This window comes from Achromobacter deleyi (genome assembly GCF_902859705.1).
Lineage (GTDB): Bacteria > Pseudomonadota > Gammaproteobacteria > Burkholderiales > Burkholderiaceae_B > Achromobacter > Achromobacter deleyi.
In genome coordinates this window covers 120,067-140,022 of the sequence record NZ_CADIJO010000008.1, presented here as the reverse complement: position 1 = coordinate 140,022, position 19,956 = coordinate 120,067, and the positions used below count along the sequence as shown (strand labels likewise).

Genomic DNA, 19,956 nt, shown 5'->3' with positions numbered 1-19,956 from the left:
GTTGACCTCAATTCGTGGCCGGGCGGGGTGAAATTGCGGGTTTGCCTGCAAAAAATAGGGGCGTATCACCTTCGTGGTTCCCTGTATTCGTCACATCCGTGCGAAGGTTTTCCCCCTAAAATTGCGACTGCCGCCGCCTCTCCCGGCGCAACACCTCCCTATTCGAGATGTACGTCGATCTCCTCACCCTTTATCTCATCACCATCGGAACGCTGCTGGCCAGCGCCGGCCTGACGTTCTGGGAGCATCGAACCCATCCCACCCGCAGCCATTCGCTGCGCCTGCTGGCCGCGGGCTTTGCCACGCTGGCGGTCGGCTGTACGTCGGTGCTGTTTCGCGCCGACCTGCCCGCCGTGCTGGGCCCGGCCTTGAGCAACCTGGTCATCCTGAGCGGCTACCTGCTGGTGCTGAACAGCGTGGCCTCGCTGAGCGGGCGGCGCTACCGGGTCCGCGCGTTTGCCTTGCTGGCCGTCATGGCCCTGATCTGGCTGGTGGCCGGCGCGGGCGGGCAGGATGTGGTCTGGAAATACGTCAGTGCCTTTCCCATCGCGCTCGTCAGCGGCCTGACCGCGTGGGAACTATGGCGGTGCGATTCCCTGAAAGCCTTCAAGACACGCTATATCGCCGTGGCGGTTGCGGGCATCCATGCACTGATCTATCTGGGCCGGGCCTTCATCCTGCCCTGGTGGGTGGCGGCCCATGGCCCATCGGCGCAACTGCTGGCCAGCAACATCACCATGTACGAAGGGGTGCTGTATTCGGTGATTCTGCCGATGACGCTGATCAAGCTCATCCGTGAAGAAACCTTGAGCCGGCTGGTGCTGGAATCCCAGACCGACTACCTGACCCGCCTGGGCAACCGCCGCTGGTTCTTCGAGCAGGGCGCGCGGGCCATCGACGACAGCGTCGCCCGCGGACCGGTGGCCGTGCTGGCGTTCGACCTGGATCAGTTCAAGGCCATCAACGACCGCTACGGCCACCAGACCGGCGACCACGTCCTGAAAGCGTTCGCGCAGATCGTGCGCGACGTGCTCGGCCCCAATGCCATCCTGGCGCGCATCGGTGGCGAGGAATTCGCGGCTTTGCTGTCGGGGGATGCAGCCGGCCAGGCCCAGGCGCTGGGCGAGGCCGCGGCCCGGCGGTTCGCCGACACGATCGCCGATCCCGCTGGCGGCCTGGGGCTGCGCGCCACCGTCAGCATCGGGCTGGCGCGGTACGACAGCGCCGCGCCGCCCTTGGCCGATGCGTTGGCGCGGGCCGACCAGGCCTTGTACCGGGCCAAGGCGCTGGGCGGTAACCGGCTGGAGCCAGCCTGGATGCTTGAGGCCGCGGCCGCCGATTGAACCAGGCTGCCGTGGCCCGGTCGCTTAGCGCGCCGGCCAGGGCTTGTCGGCCATGCCCAGCTTCGGTTCCCCCAGCAAGGGCGTGGACAAGGCATACGCGCCGTTCTCGGTGAAGGCCCAGATGATGTTGCGGTCGTACTCGGTGTAGATCGAGAACACGCCTTTGCCCAGGGTATAGACGGGCAGCTCGGATTCATCGGCCAGCGCGGGCACGAAGTACCCGGCGATGGTGGGTTTGGCGGGATCTTCTACGTTGAAGATCTGCACCCCCGCGTTGTAGAACGAGTAGGGCACGATGCCCTGGCGCCACTGGCCCGGCTGGCCGATGGCATTGGCGCGCTTCGGGCCGAAGTTGCCGCCCCTCTGGCAGAAGCTGGTGAACGGCGCGCCGGCCGGCACTTCGGGTTGCGGCATCTTGGCCGCGACCTTCAGGTGCGAGGGGTCGCGGGCGTCGATGACGAAAATGTCTTTATAGGGTTCATAGCAGTCGCGGTTCATCGGGTAGCCGTTGGCGAACACGTAGCCGGTGCGCGCGTACTGGCTGACGTCGGCGTTGTCGAATTCGGTGCCGGCGAAGCTGGGCGCCGTGTTCACGCCGCTGAGCATCCTGGGCTTGGCCGGGTCCGACAGGTCGAACGCGTACACCCCCAGTCCGCCCATTGCGCCAAAGCCGATCTTGCCGCCGTTTTCCAGCGGCTGCGACAGGAAGATGGGGTTGCGCGACCCCATCCACGATGTGCGGTTGCCCGCCCGCGGATTCATCAGGTAGGTCTCTTCGTGTTCCTTGTCGCCCAGGATCTGGCCCGGCACGGCGATCTGCGATACGAACTTGGGATCGGCTGGATCGCTCATGTCCCAGACCTGATAGCCGGGCGAATACAGGTAGTTCGGGTATTCGGTCAGGCCGTAGGTGTCGTCCGGCGCGGCCGACAGGATCATGTATTTGCCGCCGTAGTACTCCGGCGAATCCAGCGAACCGGACCCGCGCTGCTGGCCGACCGGCGCGTCCGGATGCTGGTGATCCGTGGTGCGGGTGGCAATCAGGCGCCACTGGCTGGGCAAGGGGCCGTCCATGACGAAGACCTTGAAGCCCTTGAGCGAGTTGTACTGGCGCTGCGCGGCGACCTTGTCAGGCTGCTCCAGCTTTTCGTTCATCAGGCCATAGCGGCCGATCTCGAACGAGGCAACCAGCACCGGCTTGCCCAGCTTCTTGCTCCAGGCGATGGTGGCGCCGCCCAGATAGTCCTGCACGGTATTCGGATCGTACTTTTCGCTGGACCCTTTCGGCCCCCAGACGCCGCCCTTGGAATAGACGATCTTGCCGTGGGCCGGATCGGTGACATCCAGGATGCGCAGGTAGTCGCGGTCGTGCACATACAGGTAGCGGCGGCCCTCGAAGTCGGCGATGTTGTTCCAGGCATGGAAAGGCGAGCCCACGCCGGGGTAGAAGGCCAGCACCTTGACGTTCTTGGCGTAGCTTTGCTTGTCCCAGCTTGTCATTTCGCCGGGGAATTTCTGCCCGGTGTGCACTTCGGGCGTGGCCTTGGGCCAGATGAACTGGCCGGTCGCCGGATCCATGCCGTAATCCACACCGGGCTTTTGCGGCACGGGCCGGCGCTCGGGCGTCAGGCGCAACCATTGCGCCAGATAGGGGTCCTGCACGTTGGGCGTACCGGGCGTGGCGGCAGGCGCAGCAGGTTTGTTCGGTGCGGCCGGCGCGGTCTGGGCGCAGGCCGGCAGCGCGGCGCCGGCCAGCAACAGCGAGGCGAAGGCCGGGCCCGCGAAACGGACAGGCCAGTGGGGGCGGTGAATGGACATGCAGTCTCCTTGGGTACAGGGGCGCTCGCCGGATGCGGCTATGGCGGCGGGCATTCAGAAGGCGTGGCGGATGCCGACCTGGTAACCGGTCGGGTTCTGGCCGGCGTTGGGATAGTTCTGGAAGGTCACGGGATACGGCACGGGCGCGGCGCGGCGATGCTGCACATGGGCCACGCTGGCGTACAGATCGGTGCGCTTGGACAGGCCGTGGATGAATCCCAGGACGAAACCGTTGGCGCTGGACAGGCTCTTGTTGTCGTCGTCGTGGCGGTGCACCACGCTGGCGTAGAGGCGGTTGCGGCCGTCGATGTTCCAGCGCGCGCCCAGTTGGACGTCCCACCCGCTGGCGTTGAAGGCGGTATAGGGCGGATAGGCGTAGTAGCCGTTATAGGTATGGAAGATGAACGTGGGTTCGACCGAACCGATGCGATAGACGGCCGAGAAATAGTTGTCGCGCGAGGAATGCACCTCGGACGAACGGAAGATGTCGCGGGTGTATTGCTGCTCGCTGGCCACGCCCAGGAACAGGGGGCCTTCACGGTATTCGAGGGCGGTGCTGATGAAGCGTCCGGCCTTGGAGCTGCCGCCTTCGCCGTTGGTCATCATGAGGCGCCCCGTGAGGCCATGGAACGCCGGCGTCTTGTACTGCACCGCGCCGTCCACCCGGTACGACGCATAGAAGAATTCCATGTTGTTGACCATGCTGAACTCGGCAGCCCAGCTCGGGTCGGCATAGCCGGCGATCCAGTACGACGGCGTGAACTGCCGGCCCAGCGTCAATTCGCCCCAGTCGCCTTTGAGCCCCACGAACGATTGGCGAAACTGCGCGGCCTGCTGGCCGTTGTTGGCCGAGAACATGGGTTCGATCGTGAACACGGCCTTGTTGCCGTCGCCCAGTTCTTCCACGCCGCTCAGGTTGAAGCGCGAATTGTTCAAGCCGCCGCTGGACATGCGCGTCGTCGAGCCGGGGCCGGACGACTGCAGGTGCTTGATGTTCATGTCGACGTAGCCGGACAGCCAGACGCGGGTCTGGGCCTGCACGCTGGAACCTGCGCATAGCGCCACCACGGCCGCCAGTGCCGAAATCCTCTTCATTGCACTTTCCCCTCCTCGGTGAGCCGGTCCGGCCGCTGGGCGGTTCGGGCCTGTCGCTCGGGTCAACGTTGGACTTTTGTTGTATACATTTATTGATAAAAGTATACGAAGAGGGGGAATGGGTTTATTGAACTGTCTGCTTATAGTGACGGGCGATTTGGTTATAGCGGCCGTATTTCAAGATGTATACATCAGGGCCTTCCTGGATAGGCGCGGGGCGGCGAATGCACCAGAATCGCGGCAGGCCGCGAGCGGCCGGGCCGCGGGGCCTGTACCCCCGGGCTTTGGACAAGAGGAACCCACCATGCATGCCGCGGAAGCGCTTCCCTTGAATGACCTGTCGCTGATCCGCCGTTTGAAGCTGAACCAGCTGATGATCTTCGGGCGGGTGCTCGAAGCCGGCTCCGTGATCGGCGCGGCCCAGGAATTGCGGCTGTCGCAACCGGCGGTGACCAAGGTCATCCAGGAACTCGAGGCCTGTTTCGACGGCCCGCTGTTCGAACGGTCGAACCGTGGCGTGGCGCCGACCGCGCTGGGCGCGCTGCTGGGCCGCCGGGTCAAGCTGCTGATGGCCGAGTTGCGCGGCATGACCGACGAACTGAATGATTTCCGCCTGGGCGCCAGCGGCCACGTCACGGTGGGCACGCTGATCTCGGCATCGGCCCGCCTGCTGCCCAACGCGATCGCGATGTTGAAGGCGCGTGCGCCCGGCGTATTGGTCACCGTGCGCGAAGGCGCCACCGCACACCTGTTTCCGGCGCTGGCCGCGGGCGACGTGGATATCGTCGTCGGCCGCCTGCCCGAACCCGAGCTGCCGCTGGCCAACGCCCATGCGCTCAGCCACCATGCGCTGTTTGACGAGGCCTTGTGCGTGGTGGTCGGCAAGGGCTATGGCCCGGCGGCCGACCGCGTCACGCACCTGGCCGAGCTGATCGGGTCGCCGTGGATCCTGCCCACGCCGGATTCGCCGGCGCGACTGGCGGCCGAGCACCTGTTTCGCGGGGCCGGCCTGCCGCTGCCTACGGACATTGTCGAATCGTTGTCGATCCTGACCAACATCGGCTTGTTGCTGCACACGCCGCACGTGGCGCTGATGCCGCGCGCCGCGGCCCGGCAATTCTCGGATGCCGGCCTCTTGCGCATCCTGAACCTGCCCGAGACCGGCGCCTTCGGCACCGTGGGCTATTCGCTGCGCCTGAACCGCGAGCCCGGCGCCGCCTGCCAGACATTCATTGCCTGCCTGCGCGAGGTGGCCGCGCCGCCGGGCGGCGGCGCGGCGGCGATGCGCTACTGAGGCTCGATGCCGGCCGCTTCGATCACCGGCTGCCAAAGCCCCTGTTCCGTCTTGATGCGGGTGGCGAAGGCGTCGCGCAGTTCGCCATAGGGCGTGATGCCGGCTTCTTCCAGCCGCGTGCGAAAGGCGGGGTCGGCGACGATGCGGCGGCCCTCGTCGGCCAGGCGGGCCAGCACCGCTTCGGGCATCCCCGTGGGGCCGACCAGGCCGTTCCAGGTTTCCACGACATGCCCGGGATAGGTTTCGGCAATGGCCGGCAGGTCGGGCAATTGCGGCAGCCGCTTGGCGCTGGACACCGCCAACAGCGACAGCTTGCCGGTGGCCGCATGCGGCAGCACTTCGGACACGCTGGCGCTGTACAGGTCGATCTGCCCGGCCAGCACGTCCGCCAGCGCTTGCGCGCCGCCGCGGTACGGCACCATCGTCGCCTGCACCCCCGCACGCGTCAGGAAGAGCAGCGCCGACAGGTGCGTCAGCCCGCCGGTGCCGGCGTGGCCCACGTTCAGGGCGCCGGGGTTGGCGCGGCCGTAATCCACCAGGTCGGCCAGCGTCTTGAAGCCGTGGCGGGCGCTGGCCGCCAGCACGAACGGGTTGCCGCCCACATTGATGATGGGCGCGAAATCGCGGATGGGATCGTAGCGGATCTTGTTGGTCATGGGCGCCGTGACGATCTGCGTCATGGTCGACATGAACAGGGTCTGGCCGTCTGCCTTGGCCCGCGCCACGTATTCGGCCGCGATCAGGCCGCCCGCGCCGCCGCGGTTGTCCACGATGAACGGCTTGCCGATGCGCTGGCCCAGCTTCTCGGCCATCATGCGCGCGATCAGGTCGGTGTTGCCGCCGGGCGAGAACGGCACCACGATGGTGACGGGCCGGTTGGGCCAGCTGTCTTCGGCCCGCGCCACGAAGGGCGCGCCGGCCAGCAGGGTCATCGCGCCCAGGCTGAAGCGCCGCCTGGCCGGGTTGATGGGGGTTGTCATGATGTCTCCTCGTTTTCTAGGTATGCGCCCGGCGTTGCCGGGTCGGTCATGCAATCCGGCAGGCCTGGGCGAAGTCCAGCCGCGGCAAGCGCGCAAAGAGCTTGTCGGGATCGCCTTTGCCCAGGTTGCACAGGAAATTCACGCGCCAGGTGCTGTCGGCAAAGAACGCCTGGTTCACCGCGTTGGCGTCGAAGCCGGACAGCGGGCCGCAGTCCAGGCCCAGGGCGCGCGCGGCCAGGATCAGGTAGCCGCCTTGCAGCGAACTGTTGCGCAGCGCGGTTTCCTGGGCCAGCGCCGCATTCGCCGCATAAGCGTCGTACTGTGATGGCCGATGCGGAAACAGCGTTTCGCCCCACTGGTGAAAGGCGCTGTCGTACGCAACGATGGCCGTGACGGACGCGCCCAGCACCTTGGCCACGTTGGCGGGCGCCAGCGCCGGCACCAGCCGGGCCTTGGCCTCGGCAGTCTTGACGAATACCAGCCGCATGGGGCTGGTGTTGGCGCTGGTGGGGCCGTGGCGCACCAGTTCGTACAGGGCTTGAAGCTCGGCGTCGGCGATGTCGCGGGGCAGCCAGCCGTTGTGGCTGCGCGCCTGGCGGAACAACTGATCCAGCGTGCTGGATTCGTTCATGCGCGGTCTCCTTGGCAGACGCCGGCCGTCATGCCTGCAGCGCCGGCAACGCTGCGCGCATGCGGGCTTCGACCTGTGCGGCGGTGTCGGCATCCAGCGGCACCAGCGGCGCACGCACGTGGCGCCAGCCGTCGTCGCCCGTCAACAGCGACAGGGTGTGCTTGACGGCCGCCACCATCGGGAACTGCTCGGCGGTCTTGCGTACCGCCGTGATGCGGTCGCCCAGGCGCGTGGCTTGCTCGGGTGAGCCGTAGGCCAGCGCAATGTCGCGTGCATTGATGTTGTTGGTGGCCGAAATGCAGCCCGCCGCGCCCCGTTCCAGGCTGCGCAGCATCAGCACTTCGGATGCCGGGAAAATCGACAGCTGCGGAAAACGCGCCAGCATGGCGGTCAGGTTGTCCCAGTCGCCCGAGCTGTCTTTCACGCCGACGATGTGCTGCGGGTACGCCGCCGCCAGCCGTTCGATCAGCGGCAGCGTGATGGCAACGCCCGAGACGGCGGGGATGTGATACAGCACGATGCGCAGGGCGGGGTTGTCCACCCGCTCGATCAATTGCCGGTAATAGGCAAACACGCCGTCTTCCTGCACGTTCTTGAAGAAGTAGGGCGGTAGCACCAGCGTGCCGGCGCAGCCCCGTTCCAAGGCATGGCGTGTCAGGACGACGGCGTCGTCGACCGCGCAGCAGCCCGTGCCGACCAGGATGCGGTCGGGGGCGATGCCCGCGTCGATCACGGCATCGACCAGCGACATGCGTTCGTCAAAGGTTTCCGAGCAGGCCTCGCTGTTGGTGCCGGAAATCGCCAGGCCGGCGCCATCGGCGACCAGTTGCTTGCAGTGCGCGACGAACGCGGGCAGGTTCAGTGAAGCGTCCGCGCGAAACGGACTGACCACGGGCGCGAACACGCCGCGCAGCGAAGGATGTGACATGGAAGGTTCCTCAGGATGAGCGGCCCGGCGCCGGGGCAGCGGGGGCGGTGATGGGCAAGGGGCCGGCATGCGTGGCAACAAAATCCAGCAGCGCGGCGGCAAAGGCGCCGTCGGCGCTGCCCAGGTGCGCCACCACGGATGTGTGGTTGTGTCCGGGCACCTGGACGATGCGAGGCATCCGCCCGGCGGCGGCGACGCGCGCCGCGTACTGCAGCGCGTAGCGATCCAGGTAAGGGTTTTCGTATTCGGCGATCGCGATCAGCAGCGGCACGGCCATGGCCTCGGCGTGCGCCATGGGGGCATGGCGCCGCTGCAACGCGGGGTCCGGGCCGTAATAGGCCACCACGCCGGCGGCGTTGGGGTTGCCGGGCAGGGTGTCGGCTTCCAGGCGGGCGCTGATCAGCGCCGCGCCGGCCACGCCATCCGCCTGGCCACGGTAGCGCGGGTCGGTCAGGAAGGTGGCGACGTGGCTGCCGCCGGCCGAATGGCCGATCAGCACGATGCGCCGCGGGTCGCCGCCCCAGGCCGCGGCATGCCTGCGCAGCCAGTCCACCGCCGCCGCCACGTCGTCGGCGCCGGCCGGGTAGGGCGCTTGCGGCGCCAGGCGGTATTCGACGTTGACGCCGACGCAGCCGGCGCGTGCGAACAGCCTGGGCACGTTGGCATAGATGTGCGGCGTGGCGTCCTTGCTGCCGCGCAGGAACGCGCCGCCATGCACGAAGGCCACGATGGGCCGCGCGGCGCCGTCGGCTGCGGCCGGCAGGTATAGGTCAAGCTGCTGGCGCGGGTCGTCGCCATACGCCTGCGCGGGCAATGTATGCAGGCCGTCCGCGGGCAGGCCATCATGGACGGCGTCGTAGATCTCGCAGACCTGGCGCCGGTTGCCCTGGATGTCGCTGGCCCAGGTCGGGCCCAGGGTCAGCATGGCGGTACGCTGCGCGTCGTCCAGCCCGGGAAACGGCGCGTGCGGGAAGGGGAATGTCATCGCGCGCCTCGGCTCATTCGGGCTTGTCTTTCTTGCCCGGCGCGGGCCGGCCTTCCTTGGCCGCCAGAATCGCCGGCGACGGCTGCACCACGAAATGCGCCAGGCGGTGCCGGTCGAACGATTCGAGGTCGCGGGCCCAGGTCTGCGGTTCGTGTTCGGCGCTGGTCGGTATCTGCTCCATGTCGGTGTAGATCTCGACGTTGTTGCCGTCCGGGTCCTTGAACACCAGGAACCAGTTGCTGCCTGGGCCGTGCTGCCCGATGCCGCGCTCGATCTCTACGCCCAGCGCGCGCGCCACGTCCACCGCGCGCTTCATTTCGTCCAGCGATTCCACGTAGTACGAGAAATGCTCCAGCCCGGGGCGGGTGTAGCGCGGCAGGTCGTCGCGGTCGGGGGCGTCGGCCGGCAGGCGCGACAGGGCCAGGTCATGGTGGTCTTGCCCGGCGCGCAGGAAGACCATCTGGTCGGCGATGCGGTCCGATATCTTCAGGCCCATCACCTCGGTGTAGAAGCGGGTCGAGGCTTCCAGGTCGCGCACCATCAGCACCAGGTGCCCGAGCTTGCGGGTCCGGATGGGTGCGATGGCCTTTGTTTCTGCGGCATTCACGGTTGTCTCCTCGCGGGGCTGTTGGCCCCGTCGTTATCAGGTTGCGTAGCAAGCTACCGGCTTTCCAGGGCCACCGGGTTCTCGATGGTGCCGATGCCTTCTACCCAGGCCGTCATCGTATCGCCAGGCTTGAGATACACGCCGCGGCCCATGCCCACACCGTCCGGGGTGCCCGTGGCAATCAGGTCACCGGGTTGCAGCGTCAGGATGCGCGACAGGTAGGCGATCTGCTCGGCCACCGAAAAGATCATCTGCGAGGTGTTGCCGTCCTGCATGGATTCGCCATTGACGCTCAGCGTCATGCGCAGGTTCTGCGGATCGGCGATGCAGCCGGCCGGCACCAGCCATGGCCCCATCGGCCCGAACGTGTCGAAGCTTTTGCCGCGAAACCAGTCGTGCTTGAAGGGGTAGTCGGTGCGGCGGTTGAGGTCGCGGGCGCTGATGTCGTTGAAGACCGTGTAGGCGGCAATGACCGACAGCGCGTCTTCCACCGACACATGGCGGCAGGTCTTGCCGATGACCACGCCCAGCTCCACTTCCCAGTCCAGTTTTTCGGTTTCCGGGGGCATCAGCACCGTGGCCTGGGTGGGAATGACGCTGCTCTGCGCCTTCATGAAGACGTAGGGCTGGCTTTCGGCGCGGGCGGCGAGCTGCGTGCCCATTTCGTCGGCGTGTTCGTAGAAGTTGGAGGCCACCCCGAAGATGCGCCGCGGGCGATAGGGAATGGCGTAGGCCGCGCCGTCGATGGCGGCCACGCGGCCTTCGGCGGCCAGGCCGCGAGCCTGCTCGGCCAGCGACGCCAGGCGCGGGGCGGCGGCATCCCAGTCGTCCAGCAGGCCGTCCACGGCGGGCAGGCCGCCGGTCTGCCCGGCCTGGCTGGCACGGGCCAGTTGCGCCAGGTCATAGAGCGTGTTGTCGACCACCAGGCCGGGCTGTTGGACGCCGTTCAGTTCATAGGTTGCTAGGCCGTGCCAGATCACGGGGATCTCCTTGTTGTGATGATGAGGTGAAGCGGCGGTCTACGTGTTCTCACTACCGCCTTTGTGAATACTTTAAAGCTTACGTGTATACACGTCAAAGGGTTTGTGATAATTTTTGCCCCCTCATCGTTTCACCCCCGTTTCACCCCCTGAGGAGGCAAGCGCCGTCATGAACGGAACCCCGAAAAACCCGAACACCGACGCCGGCCACGCCGGCCCGCTGCACGTGCTGACCCGGCTGCCGCTGGACGCGGACTGGCTGGCCGCCGTGGCCCCCCGCTACCACGTGACCCCCTGGGCGCAGGCCGACGCCGACGTCCGCGCCCGTGCACGGGCGGTGGTCACCAATGGCTCGACCGGGCTCAGCGCCGACGAGCTGGCCACGCTGCCCGCGCTGCAGCTGGTGGCAAGCTTTGGCGCTGGCTACGAGAAAATCGACCTGCAGGCCGCGCAGGCACGGCAGGTACGCGTCTGCCACGCGCCCGACGCGAACGGCCAGGTCGTGGCCGACCACGCGCTGACCCTCATGCTGGCGCTGGCGCGCGGCATCCCGGCGCTGGACCGCGGCGTCAAGGCCGGCGGTTGGGAAACCCTGCGCGCCGCGCGGCCCGGCCTGCGCGGTAAAACGCTGGGCATCGTGGGCCTGGGCAATATCGGCCACCGGCTCGCCAGGCTGGGGGCGGCGGTGGGCATGCAGGTGGCCTATCTTCGGCATGAAGGCACGCAGGGCGGCGACGGCTACGTGCCGCATGGCGACGCGGTGTCGCTGGCCGCCGCGTCGGACGTGCTGGCTTTGACGTGCCCGGGCGGCCCGCAGACGCATCACCTGGTGAATGCCAGTGTGTTGCAGGCGCTGGGGCCGGCCGGCTTTCTGGTCAATGTGTCGCGCGGCACGGTCGTGGATACCGACGCACTGATCGACGCGTTGGCGCGTGGCGTCATCGCCGGAGCCGCGCTGGATGTGTTGGAAACAGAGCCTGTCGTGCCGCAAGCCTTGCGCACGATGGATCAGGTCATCCTGACGCCGCACCTGGCGGGCCGTTCGCCGGAAACGCGCATTGCGCAGCATGCGGCGCTGGCCAGCAACCTGGACGGCTGGTTCGAGCGGGGCGCGCCCGCGCATCCCGTTCGCTTGCCCGCCTGATTGCAGGCAGGCAACCGGCGATGCCCCGGCGGGGCATCGCCGCGCAAGCGTGGCCTCAAAGACCGTTGCGATCGGCTTTCAGGTCGGGGTTGCGCAGGGCCGGGCCCGCATCGCCATCACCGCCCGCGCGGGACGCGCCGCCCCAGCCGTGGTCGGTCAGGTCGATGATGATGCCGTTCGGGTCGCGGTACTTCACTTCATAGAAGATGTTGCCCTTCACCGGCACCTCGCCCATGTAGTAGTTGCCGCCCGCGGCCTCGACCGTCTTGCGGGCTTCGGCGATATCTTCGACCCAGACGCCGATATGGTGCAGGCCGACGAAATCCTTGCCGCGGTCTTCGCCCGCCGCGTGGTCGCTCTTGTAGTTCAGCAGCGCGATGCTGATGGTGCCGTCGGTAAGGTACACGCCGCGCGCCAGCGACGAATCCGTTTCGCCGACCTTGCGAAAGCCGAATGCGTTCTGATAGAACTCGGCGGCGGCCCAGGGGTCGGGCACGGACAGGGCGATGTGGCGCAGTTTGTTGCTCATGGAGATGCTCCTGGTTGGAACCGGGTGGATGAAAGCGGTGGCGGGCGGCATCAGAACTTGTGCGTGATGCCCACCCCGAAAGCGGTCGCGGCGTCGCCCGCCGTCAGTTGCGGCAGCGGATTGCCGGACAGGTTGTAGCGAGCGGTCTCGCCGTTCACCAGCCGCGTGAACGACGTCCAGACCTCGGTGCGCTTGGACAGCGTGTAGCCGTAGCCCAGCGAGATCTGCCAGGCGCCGGACCCCGAGCCCGGCACGCCGATGCCGCCCACTGCCTTGGTGGTGTCCCCGTGCGCGTCGGCGCCGTAGGTGTAGGACGCGCGCAATTGATGTGGCCCGAAGCTCTGGGTGGCGGCCAGTTGCCAGGCATCGCGATACACCGACTGCCCCGGGGCAGGCTGGTAGCGCAGGCGTTCGTAGGCGCCGCGCAGCTTGGTGCCGCCAAAGGTGTAGGTCACGGCCAGGCGGTCGGCATGGTCTGCCGAGCCGTCGTAGAAGTAGTCGCGGTGGTACTCGTGGCCCCAGGCCACGAACCAGTCGCCGCTGGCGTAGCTGGCCAGCGCCGACCACGCCATGGGATTGCCCGTGGGCATGCGTTCGGGCAGCGTCACGCCCATCTTCAGGCTGAAGCCGCGCCAGTTTGGCGTGGCGTATTGGAAGAGGTTTTTCTGGCGCCGGTCGAACGAATGCGGCGCCACGCCATTGCCGGCCGTGGTGAAGCCGTTGCCCATGATCGAGTTCGACGCGAACACGCCGGCCGTGAACGGGTCCACCGTATAGACCGATGCAAAGCGCAGCGGCATTTCCCATTGCCCCATCAGGAACTCGCCCCACGGGCCGCGCAGCCCCAGCCCGGAATTGCGGTCGGAGATTTCCGACGTGCCGGTGCCGGTCATGCGCAGATTGGTTTCGATCTGGAAGAACGCTTCAAGATCGCCGCTGATTCTTTCCTGGCCGCGAAAGCCCAGCACCGACAGGTCGTTCACCAGCCGGGTCAGGGATTCAGAGCGGCCATTGCCCGACAGCCTGACTGTTTCCACGTCTTCCTTGATGAAGCCGTAGATCTGCACGCTGCTGTCCGGCTGAGCCAGTGCGGGGCTTGCGGCGCTGGCCGCCAGCACGGCGGCGGCCACCCGCCTTCGGTGGGGCCGGCGCGCGGTGCGCGAACCCGATCTTGTGACGCCCATGAAAACGGCTGAAGTCGATGCCATGTGGTTGGTCTCCCCTTGTCCTGTTTAAGGTACATAATTTTCGCAAAGTGTACATTGTTATTGATGTGTATACACAAAGGATTTTTGGGATTCCTAGATCAAACGTAGGGGAAGCGGGCCTGGGATGAGGGAAATCCCTGGACAGACGTGACGGAAACGGCCGGAACGGGCGTGCCTGTCCAAGGCGGACACGAAGTCGTGTTCACTCAATGTGTACAGAAATATGGATATGCACTCAGATGGCGTCGTTGAAATATTTTTGGCCAGAAATCAGGCCAAAAAATGGGGGCGTGTATAATTTTTGCCACTCCCGACACTGATTCGAAGGACATTAGTGCCAACCATCGCCGCCCAAATCAGCCAACAGCTCGCCGAAGACATCATCTCCGGCCTCCTGCCTCCCGGTGAGAAGCTCGAAGAGCCCGCCCTGGCGCAACGATTCCAGGTGTCGCGCACACCCGTCCGCGAAGCATTGCGGTTGCTGGACGCGCGCGGCCTGATCGAACTGGTGCCGCGCCGCGGAGGCGTCGTCATCAACACCAGCCCCGACCAGTTGGCCGACATGCTCGAAGCCCTGTGCGAACTGGAATCGCTCTGTTGCCGCATTGCCACGCAGCGCATGAGCGCCATGCAGCGCCGTCAGCTGGAACTGCTGCATGAAGAAGCCGAGTCGGTGGCCGACAAGCGCGACGCCGAGGCCTATCTGGAACTGAACTCGCGCTTTCACCAATTGATCTGCCAGGGCACCCAGAACGCCACGCTGGTTGCTGCCGTCGAAAGCCTGCGCGAACGGCTGGCGCCGTTCCGCGCTGCGCAATCCGGGGTCGAGCGCCGCTTCGAGGTCTCGCACCGCGAACACCAGAAAATCGTCGAAGCCATTCTGGCCGGCCAGCCGGAACAGGCTTACCTGGCCATGCGCAGCCACACCACGCGCCTGACGCTGAACGTCATGGAATTGATCCAGGCCCAGCGCGCGGGCAAGGCGGCGTAGCTTGCCGGCTGAACGCGAGGGCTTCTGGTTCGATGCGCCGGACGCATCGCTTTGCCTGAATCGATCGGGCCACCAGGTCAGCCTGGCGCAGGCCGTGCCGCCCTGGATGGTGGTCGAGCAGTCGGTGGCCGGCATCACGATCGGCAGCCGTTGGCCCGGCCGTCTGTGGCGGGTGCGGGTGACGCAGTTGGGCGATATGTCGGGTCTGGTGGCGCAGCCTGGCTACTGGCGCGCCGCCGCGATCGAACTGCTCGAGGAATTGCCCGTCTCGACGTTGTTCGGCCCGCAGGGCGGGGCGGTGGTCAGCCTGCTTGAGCAGATACGCAACCTGTCGCGCCCGCAGGCCGAGCAACTTGCGGCCGGCGTGCCGCCGCAGGCGTGGCGGGCCTGGGACCGCGCCTGGATGCGTTGGTCCGCTGATGATGGCGCCGCGCCGTCCGGGTACGCCTCCGACGCCGATACGTCGTCCGGATCGCCTTCCGGCGCCGCGCCCGAAACCGATGGCGCCCTGCAAGCCTGGGACGGCGTGCTCTCGGCCACGCGCCGCCTCGACAAGCAACGTTCGCCCATCCACGCCGGCTTTCTGCTGATACACACCCTGGTGCGCGAACGCGCCCAGGCGCTGGACGGCGACGCCGCTTTCGAGCTGATCGAAGACGACGGTGAAATCGAACAATGGCTGGCGCCGATGTGGCGCGATGTCAGCGATGCCTGCCTGTACGCCGCCATGGCGTTGGGCGGCGCGCAGTGGGTCGCGGATGGACAGGCCGCGGTGTTGACGCAGGCCTGGCGCGGCGTATTCGGTGAGTCCGTGGATGCGCCGGCCACGGCCGGATAGGCCGTCGAACTAGCCGGCCAGCCCCACGGCGGGCAGGGCCTCTGGCAAGTGCGAAGTCCCCGCGCCGATCGGCCGTGATGGCTGCGGCGCGCCCCAATTCTGCAAGCTTTCCCGCAGCAACGACACCGCGGCGCGGCCGCTGTCGTTCAGCCGCTTCGATGCATACATGCCGAACTGCGCACGCAGACTGGGCGGGCTATCGGGCCCGAGCGAAATGATGCGCATGGTGTCGGGCCGCAGGCATTCGCTGGACAGCAGCGCCACGCCCAGGCCGTTTTCCACCGCGGCAATCGTGGCGCCCACATTGTGGCTCGTCAGCGTGACCCGAAAATCGCGGCCCGCGGCGGTCAGCGTATCAAACGCCAGGCGGCGCCACGAGCACGGTTCGGCATACACGATCACATCCAGCGGCGCGTCCGGGTCGGGCGCTTCGTCGATGGCGCAGACCCAGTGCAGGTCCACCGCCCAGGTCTGCACGGGTTCATCCACGAACGCCGCGCACACGCCCACCGCCACATCCAGCATGCCTTCCTGCCAGCGGGCGGCCAGCCTTTCGCCGTCGTCCACCACGACCTCCAGGTGCAACTGCGGGCAGGCGCGCCGCAGGCGGCCCAGCGCGGCGGGCAGGGCGGCCACGGCCACGTCTTCCGACAGGCCGATGCGTACGCTGCCCGCCACCGCGCGTTCGCGCAACCGGGCCGCCGCGGCCTCGCCCAGGGCCAGGATGCGGTTGGCGTAGCTCAGCAGCAGTTCGCCTTCGGTGGTGGGCGCCATGCCGCGGCCGGTTCGGTGCAACAGCCGCTTGCCCACCTGTTCTTCCAGCCGCCGGATCTGCGTGCTGAGCGCCGATTGGGCGCGCCCGGCCTGATCGGCGGCGCGGCTCAGGCTGCCGTGGCGGCAAACCGCCACGAAAGTGCGTAGCAGGGCGGGGTCGAAGTCACCGGACAGGGCAGGGGATGACATTATCAATCTGTTAAGTCTGGATTATGAGAGTTCAGTCTACCTGTATCTCTGCGGCGCTCCTAGTATCCCCGTATCGCGAAACCGAATGCCCTTCGCGTCCCCTTGAATCGCGTCCCCTTGAATTGCGTCCCCTTGAATTGCGTCCCCTTGAACTACGGAGAAACTTCCATGTCCGCCCCTCAGAATCTGCGCGTCGTCCTGGCTTCCCGCCCCGTCGGCCGGCCGTGCCCCGACGATTTTCGCTTCGAAGAGGCCCCCATCCCCGAGCCGGCAGACGGCCAGGTGCTGCTGCGGGTCCAGTACCTGTCGCTGGACCCCTACATGCGCTGGCGCATCAGTGCGGCCAAATCCTACGCGCCGCCCATCGAGATCGGCGACGTGATCGTGGGTGGCACCGTGGCCCGCGTGGAAGTCTCCCGGCACCCCGATTGGGCCGAGGGCGACGTGGTGCTGTCGGCGGCGGGTTGGCAGCAGTACGCGTTGTCCGACGGCAGCGATTTGCGCCGGCTGGACCCCACCATTGCCGCGCCGTCCACCGCCCTGGGCGTGCTGGGCATGCCGGGCTTCACGGCCTACGCCGGCCTGCGCAACATCGGCCAACCCAAGCCTGGCGAAACCGTGGTGGTCGCAGCCGCCAGCGGCGCGGTTGGCTCGGTGGTGGGCCAGATCGCCCGCATTCAGGGCGCGCGCGTCGTGGGCATTGCCGGCGGCCCCGAGAAGTGCGCCTTCGTCAAAGACGAGCTGGGCTTTGACGCGGTGGTCGACCACCAGGCGCCCGACTTCGCGCAGCAACTGGCCCAGGCGTGCCCCGACGGCATCGACGTGTATTTCGAAAACGTCAGCGGCCATGTGTGGGACGCGGTGCTGCCGCTCTTGAACAACTTTGCGCGCGTGCCGGTGTGCGGCCTGATCGCCAACTACAACGACGACCCGGCGGCCGCCAGCGGCCCCGACCGCCTGCCGGCCACCATGCGCGAGATCCTGGCCAAGAGCATCACGCTGCGCGGATTCATCCAGCACGAATTCGTCGACGCGCAGCAGGACGACTTCCTGCGCGAGGCGGCGCAATGGATCAAGACAGGCCAGCTGCGTTGGCGCGAAGACATCGTGGACGGCCTGGAACAGGCGCCGCAGGCGTTCATCGGCCTGCTGGACGGTAAGAACTTCGGCAAGCTGGTGGTGCGGCTGGACCGCTAGCCGTCACGGGACGCGGCCGTCGTCTGGTGCGCGTTGCACAGGGTCGTCAGCCCCTGGTCGCAACGCGCAACGACGGCGCCGGGTATCGAAAATTTCGCCATGCCCCCAGCGGAAATTTCCGGGCGCATGGGTCCGGTTGGCCTGATCTTTGGCGATATCATGGCGGCGCCGTCGCGGCCTTGAAGTGGCCTTGATGTGGCTTTGAAGTGGTTTTGAGGCCGCTCTGTAGCGGCCCTGTTGCCGCCTTGCAGCGGCGTTGAATCCGCTTTCAAGCTGCGCTGCGACGCGCCCCTGCAGCGTTGACCAAGGACCCCGCAATGCGTCTGACTCAGTGCCAGAATTTCCACGACTTTCGCCGCATGGCGCGCCAGCGGCTGCCCGGCCCCATCTTCAATTACATCGACGGCGCCGCCGACGATGAAACCACCTACCGCCGCAACACCGACGCCTTCGAGGCCTGCGACCTGGTGCCCGACGTGCTGCGCGGCGTGGCCCAAGTGGACATGTCTGTCACGGTGATGGGCCAGAAGCTGGCGCTGCCGGTGTATTGCTCGCCCACGGCCCTGCAGCGCCTGTTCCATCACGACGGCGAACGCGCCGTGGCCGCGGCCGCCGGCAAGTTCGGCACGATGTTCGGCGTGTCGTCGCTGGGCACGGTCAGCCTGGAAGAGGCCCGCCAGATCAGCGGCGGCCCCCAGGTCTACCAGTTCTACTTCCACAAAGACCGCGGCCTGAACCGCGAGATGATGGCGCGCGCCAAGACCGCTGGCGTGCAGGTCATGATGCTGACCGTGGACAGCATCACCGGCGGCAACCGCGAACGCGACAAGCGCACCGGCTTTGCCATTCCGTTTCGCCTGAACCTGGCCGGCATCGCGCAGTTTGCCGCCAAGCCCGCCTGGGCGCTCAACTACGTCACCCACGAACGCTTCCGGCTGCCGCAGCTGGACACCCACGTCGACATGGGCGGCGGCGCCATGTCCATCAGCCGCTACTTCACCGACATGCTCGACCCCGCCATGAACTGGGACGACGTTGCCGCGATGGTGGCCGAGTGGGGCGGCCAGTTCTGCCTGAAAGGCATCATGTCCGTCGAAGACGCCAGGCGCGCCGTCGACATCGGCTGCACCGGCATCGTGCTGTCCAACCACGGCGGGCGGCAGCTGGACGGCTCGCGCAGCGCCTTCGACCAACTGGCCGAAATCGTCGACGCTGTCGGCGACCGCATCGACGTCATGATGGATGGCGGCGTGCAACGCGGCACGCACGTGCTCAAGGCCCTGGCGCTGGGCGCCAAGGCCGTGGGCCTGGGCCGCTACTACCTGTTCCCCCTGGCCGCCGCCGGCAGACCCGGCGTGGAACGGGCGCTGGACCTGATGCGCATCGAAATCGAACGCGCCATGAAGCTGATGGGCTGCCAGACCGTGGCAGACCTGCAGCGGCGGCACCTGCGGTTTCGGTGATCAGGTTGCCGGGCTGAACGATTGGCCTTGGGCCTGGGCGCGGAGTTCATCGCGCTCGGTGTCCGTCAACCCGGCTCGGGCGAGGGCGCTGTCCAGCAGGATGGGTATGGAACGCTCGCGAATCATGATGGCCAGCGCGGTGGTTTCTTTCGGGTCCAGGTAGAACGGAGTCTCGCCTTTCTCGAAAGCGCTGGTGAAGTTCTTTTGCTTGTCGGCGACACGGCACGAAAATGTGACGATGGTCTTGCCAAACACCACGCGTTCCTGCTTGATCGGTACGACGACGGGCGTGAAGGTCCAGGTCTTGCCTTCGGCGGCTTTGACGGCGCTGTTTTTCCTGGCGGTCACGAGCAGCGCGCCAGCGGAGGCTACCATCAGGATGACAAGCCCGGCCAGCATGGCGATACGGTTCCAGAGCTTGTCCAGGCCGATAGCGAAAGTGGCCAGTTCCGGCCGCTTGGCCGACCTGACGACATCGACCGAGAGATCTCCCACTTTGAAAGAGATAAACGAGATCTCGATCTTGCGTTGATAGGCCTGTCTGTCGACGCGGTAGGCGACGTTTGCGCTGCAGTCGTAGAAAAAGCCTTTTGACACCTTGCACTTGGCGTTGCGCACGGATGCGTCGGGCACGACGACCGGGTCTTTTTGAATTTCCAGATCCTGCATGATTCCCGGTGCATTGAGCCAAACAAAAAAGGCCGCAATGACGGCAAGGAAAACAGCCATGACATAGGAGGTTGTGCGTGCAGCAGCGCCGGCGCGCAGCAGCTTCACCGGTCGGGTCGGAAAGGCCGAAATCAGATCTTGTGACATAACGTGGGGGGAGCCATGCCTGATGGGCAGGCCAAATCGTTGAGAATCGTCGATCTTAGGGGCGGTGTTGCGGCAAGAGAATAGGGCTGGATGGTTATAGGAAATTTCCTCATGCATAAGCGGAAAACTCCTAGGTGGCGCTATGC

At 66.6% G+C, this 19,956-nt stretch carries 19 protein-coding genes; 7 read left to right on the top strand and 12 right to left on the bottom strand.

What is annotated here, in order from left to right:
* Positions 1–167 precede the first annotated feature (167 nt).
* On the top strand, positions 168–1,343 hold the full coding sequence (locus HV798_RS14070) for a GGDEF domain-containing protein (protein WP_175192117.1): 1,176 nt from the start codon (positions 168–170) through the stop codon (positions 1,341–1,343).
* Between the two features lie 24 nt (positions 1,344–1,367).
* On the opposite strand, the gene HV798_RS14065 is transcribed toward HV798_RS14070, so the two are convergent.
* Positions 1,368–3,161, bottom strand: a complete 1,794-nt coding sequence (locus tag HV798_RS14065; protein WP_175192118.1) for an LVIVD repeat-containing protein — start codon at positions 3,159–3,161, stop codon at positions 1,368–1,370.
* Between the two features lie 54 nt (positions 3,162–3,215).
* Positions 3,216–4,256, bottom strand: coding sequence for a porin (locus HV798_RS14060; protein WP_025136085.1), 1,041 nt, complete (start codon positions 4,254–4,256; stop codon positions 3,216–3,218).
* Between the two features lie 304 nt (positions 4,257–4,560).
* Here HV798_RS14060 and HV798_RS14055 point away from each other — a divergent pair, with 304 nt between their 5' ends.
* Complete coding sequence (locus tag HV798_RS14055; RefSeq protein ID WP_025136086.1) at positions 4,561–5,550, top strand: LysR substrate-binding domain-containing protein; 990 nt, start codon at positions 4,561–4,563, stop codon at positions 5,548–5,550.
* Here the strand turns inward: HV798_RS14055 and HV798_RS14050 are convergent.
* The 6 genes from HV798_RS14050 to HV798_RS14025 form a co-directional block, all read right to left on the bottom strand.
* Positions 5,544–6,530 (bottom strand): Bug family tripartite tricarboxylate transporter substrate binding protein, encoded by a 987-nt coding sequence (locus tag HV798_RS14050; protein WP_246288803.1) that lies wholly within the window; start codon positions 6,528–6,530, stop codon positions 5,544–5,546. The two genes, HV798_RS14055 and HV798_RS14050, sit on opposite strands and share 7 nt — an antisense overlap.
* Before the next feature lie 46 nt (positions 6,531–6,576).
* Positions 6,577–7,161: a malonic semialdehyde reductase gene (locus HV798_RS14045; RefSeq protein ID WP_175192119.1), complete on the bottom strand. Its 585-nt coding sequence runs from the start codon at positions 7,159–7,161 to the stop codon at positions 6,577–6,579.
* 28 nt (positions 7,162–7,189) lie between these two features.
* Positions 7,190–8,089 carry a dihydrodipicolinate synthase family protein gene (locus HV798_RS14040; protein WP_175192120.1) on the bottom strand — a complete coding sequence of 300 codons (900 nt, stop codon included), beginning with the start codon at positions 8,087–8,089 and terminating at the stop codon, positions 7,190–7,192.
* Positions 8,090–8,099: 10 nt separating this feature from the next.
* Positions 8,100–9,074 (bottom strand): alpha/beta hydrolase, encoded by a 975-nt coding sequence (locus HV798_RS14035; RefSeq protein WP_175192121.1) that lies wholly within the window; start codon positions 9,072–9,074, stop codon positions 8,100–8,102.
* 13 nt (positions 9,075–9,087) lie between these two features.
* On the bottom strand, positions 9,088–9,657 hold the full coding sequence (locus HV798_RS14030) for a VOC family protein (protein ID WP_025136091.1): 570 nt from the start codon (positions 9,655–9,657) through the stop codon (positions 9,088–9,090).
* Between the two features lie 77 nt (positions 9,658–9,734).
* Positions 9,735–10,661 carry a fumarylacetoacetate hydrolase family protein gene (locus HV798_RS14025; protein ID WP_175192122.1) on the bottom strand — a complete coding sequence of 309 codons (927 nt, stop codon included), beginning with the start codon at positions 10,659–10,661 and terminating at the stop codon, positions 9,735–9,737.
* A gap of 169 nt (positions 10,662–10,830) precedes the next feature.
* Here HV798_RS14025 and HV798_RS14020 point away from each other — a divergent pair, with 169 nt between their 5' ends.
* Positions 10,831–11,805: an NAD(P)-dependent oxidoreductase gene (locus HV798_RS14020; RefSeq protein WP_175192123.1), complete on the top strand. Its 975-nt coding sequence runs from the start codon at positions 10,831–10,833 to the stop codon at positions 11,803–11,805.
* A gap of 55 nt (positions 11,806–11,860) precedes the next feature.
* On the opposite strand, the gene HV798_RS14015 is transcribed toward HV798_RS14020, so the two are convergent.
* Positions 11,861–12,334 (bottom strand): VOC family protein, encoded by a 474-nt coding sequence (locus HV798_RS14015; protein ID WP_025136094.1) that lies wholly within the window; start codon positions 12,332–12,334, stop codon positions 11,861–11,863.
* 50 nt (positions 12,335–12,384) lie between these two features.
* On the bottom strand, positions 12,385–13,542 hold the full coding sequence (locus tag HV798_RS14010; protein WP_246288800.1) for a porin: 1,158 nt from the start codon (positions 13,540–13,542) through the stop codon (positions 12,385–12,387).
* Positions 13,543–13,876: 334 nt separating this feature from the next.
* Here HV798_RS14010 and HV798_RS14005 point away from each other — a divergent pair, with 334 nt between their 5' ends.
* Positions 13,877–14,533, top strand: coding sequence for a GntR family transcriptional regulator (locus HV798_RS14005; RefSeq protein ID WP_029953547.1), 657 nt, complete (start codon positions 13,877–13,879; stop codon positions 14,531–14,533).
* A 1-nt stretch (position 14,534) separates the two neighbouring features.
* Positions 14,535–15,371 (top strand): hypothetical protein, encoded by an 837-nt coding sequence (locus tag HV798_RS14000; protein ID WP_175192124.1) that lies wholly within the window; start codon positions 14,535–14,537, stop codon positions 15,369–15,371.
* 9 nt (positions 15,372–15,380) lie between these two features.
* Here the strand turns inward: HV798_RS14000 and HV798_RS13995 are convergent, their stop codons facing one another.
* Positions 15,381–16,334: a LysR family transcriptional regulator gene (locus HV798_RS13995; RefSeq protein WP_246288797.1), complete on the bottom strand. Its 954-nt coding sequence runs from the start codon at positions 16,332–16,334 to the stop codon at positions 15,381–15,383.
* Positions 16,335–16,502: 168 nt separating this feature from the next.
* On the opposite strand from HV798_RS13995, the gene HV798_RS13990 reads away from it, so the two are divergent.
* The gene (locus HV798_RS13990) at positions 16,503–17,531 is read left to right on the top strand and encodes an NADP-dependent oxidoreductase (RefSeq protein WP_175192125.1); all 1,029 of its coding nucleotides are present in this window, start codon (positions 16,503–16,505) and stop codon (positions 17,529–17,531) included.
* 317 nt (positions 17,532–17,848) lie between these two features.
* The gene (locus HV798_RS13985) at positions 17,849–18,994 is read left to right on the top strand and encodes an alpha-hydroxy acid oxidase (RefSeq protein ID WP_175192126.1); all 1,146 of its coding nucleotides are present in this window, start codon (positions 17,849–17,851) and stop codon (positions 18,992–18,994) included.
* Here HV798_RS13985 and HV798_RS13980 read toward each other — a convergent pair whose 3' ends face one another.
* A complete protein-coding gene (locus tag HV798_RS13980; protein ID WP_175192127.1) occupies positions 18,995–19,927 on the bottom strand; it encodes a hypothetical protein in 933 nt (310 codons plus the stop codon).
* Between the last annotated feature and the right edge of the window lie 29 nt (positions 19,928–19,956).

Bases quoted from the DNA above. Each gene is read 5' to 3' on its own strand.
- HV798_RS14045 (WP_175192119.1), bottom strand. From the start codon at position 7,161: ATGAACGAATCCAGCACGCTGGATCAGTTGTTCCGCCAGGCGCGCAGC.
- HV798_RS13995 (WP_246288797.1), bottom strand. From the start codon at position 16,334: ATGTCATCCCCTGCCCTGTCCGGTGACTTCGACCCCGCCCTGCTACGC.
- HV798_RS14070 (WP_175192117.1), top strand. From the start codon at position 168: ATGTACGTCGATCTCCTCACCCTTTATCTCATCACCATCGGAACGCTG.
- HV798_RS13985 (WP_175192126.1), top strand. From the start codon at position 17,849: ATGCGTCTGACTCAGTGCCAGAATTTCCACGACTTTCGCCGCATGGCG.
- HV798_RS14050 (WP_246288803.1), bottom strand. From the start codon at position 6,530: ATGACAACCCCCATCAACCCGGCCAGGCGGCGCTTCAGCCTGGGCGCG.
- HV798_RS14060 (WP_025136085.1), bottom strand. From the start codon at position 4,256: ATGAAGAGGATTTCGGCACTGGCGGCCGTGGTGGCGCTATGCGCAGGT.
- HV798_RS14065 (WP_175192118.1), bottom strand. From the start codon at position 3,161: ATGTCCATTCACCGCCCCCACTGGCCTGTCCGTTTCGCGGGCCCGGCC.
- HV798_RS14055 (WP_025136086.1), top strand. From the start codon at position 4,561: ATGCATGCCGCGGAAGCGCTTCCCTTGAATGACCTGTCGCTGATCCGC.
- HV798_RS14015 (WP_025136094.1), bottom strand. From the start codon at position 12,334: ATGAGCAACAAACTGCGCCACATCGCCCTGTCCGTGCCCGACCCCTGG.
- HV798_RS14040 (WP_175192120.1), bottom strand. From the start codon at position 8,089: ATGTCACATCCTTCGCTGCGCGGCGTGTTCGCGCCCGTGGTCAGTCCG.
- HV798_RS14020 (WP_175192123.1), top strand. From the start codon at position 10,831: ATGAACGGAACCCCGAAAAACCCGAACACCGACGCCGGCCACGCCGGC.
- HV798_RS14035 (WP_175192121.1), bottom strand. From the start codon at position 9,074: ATGACATTCCCCTTCCCGCACGCGCCGTTTCCCGGGCTGGACGACGCG.
- HV798_RS14010 (WP_246288800.1), bottom strand. From the start codon at position 13,542: ATGGCATCGACTTCAGCCGTTTTCATGGGCGTCACAAGATCGGGTTCG.
- HV798_RS13990 (WP_175192125.1), top strand. From the start codon at position 16,503: ATGTCCGCCCCTCAGAATCTGCGCGTCGTCCTGGCTTCCCGCCCCGTC.
- HV798_RS13980 (WP_175192127.1), bottom strand. From the start codon at position 19,927: ATGCATGAGGAAATTTCCTATAACCATCCAGCCCTATTCTCTTGCCGC.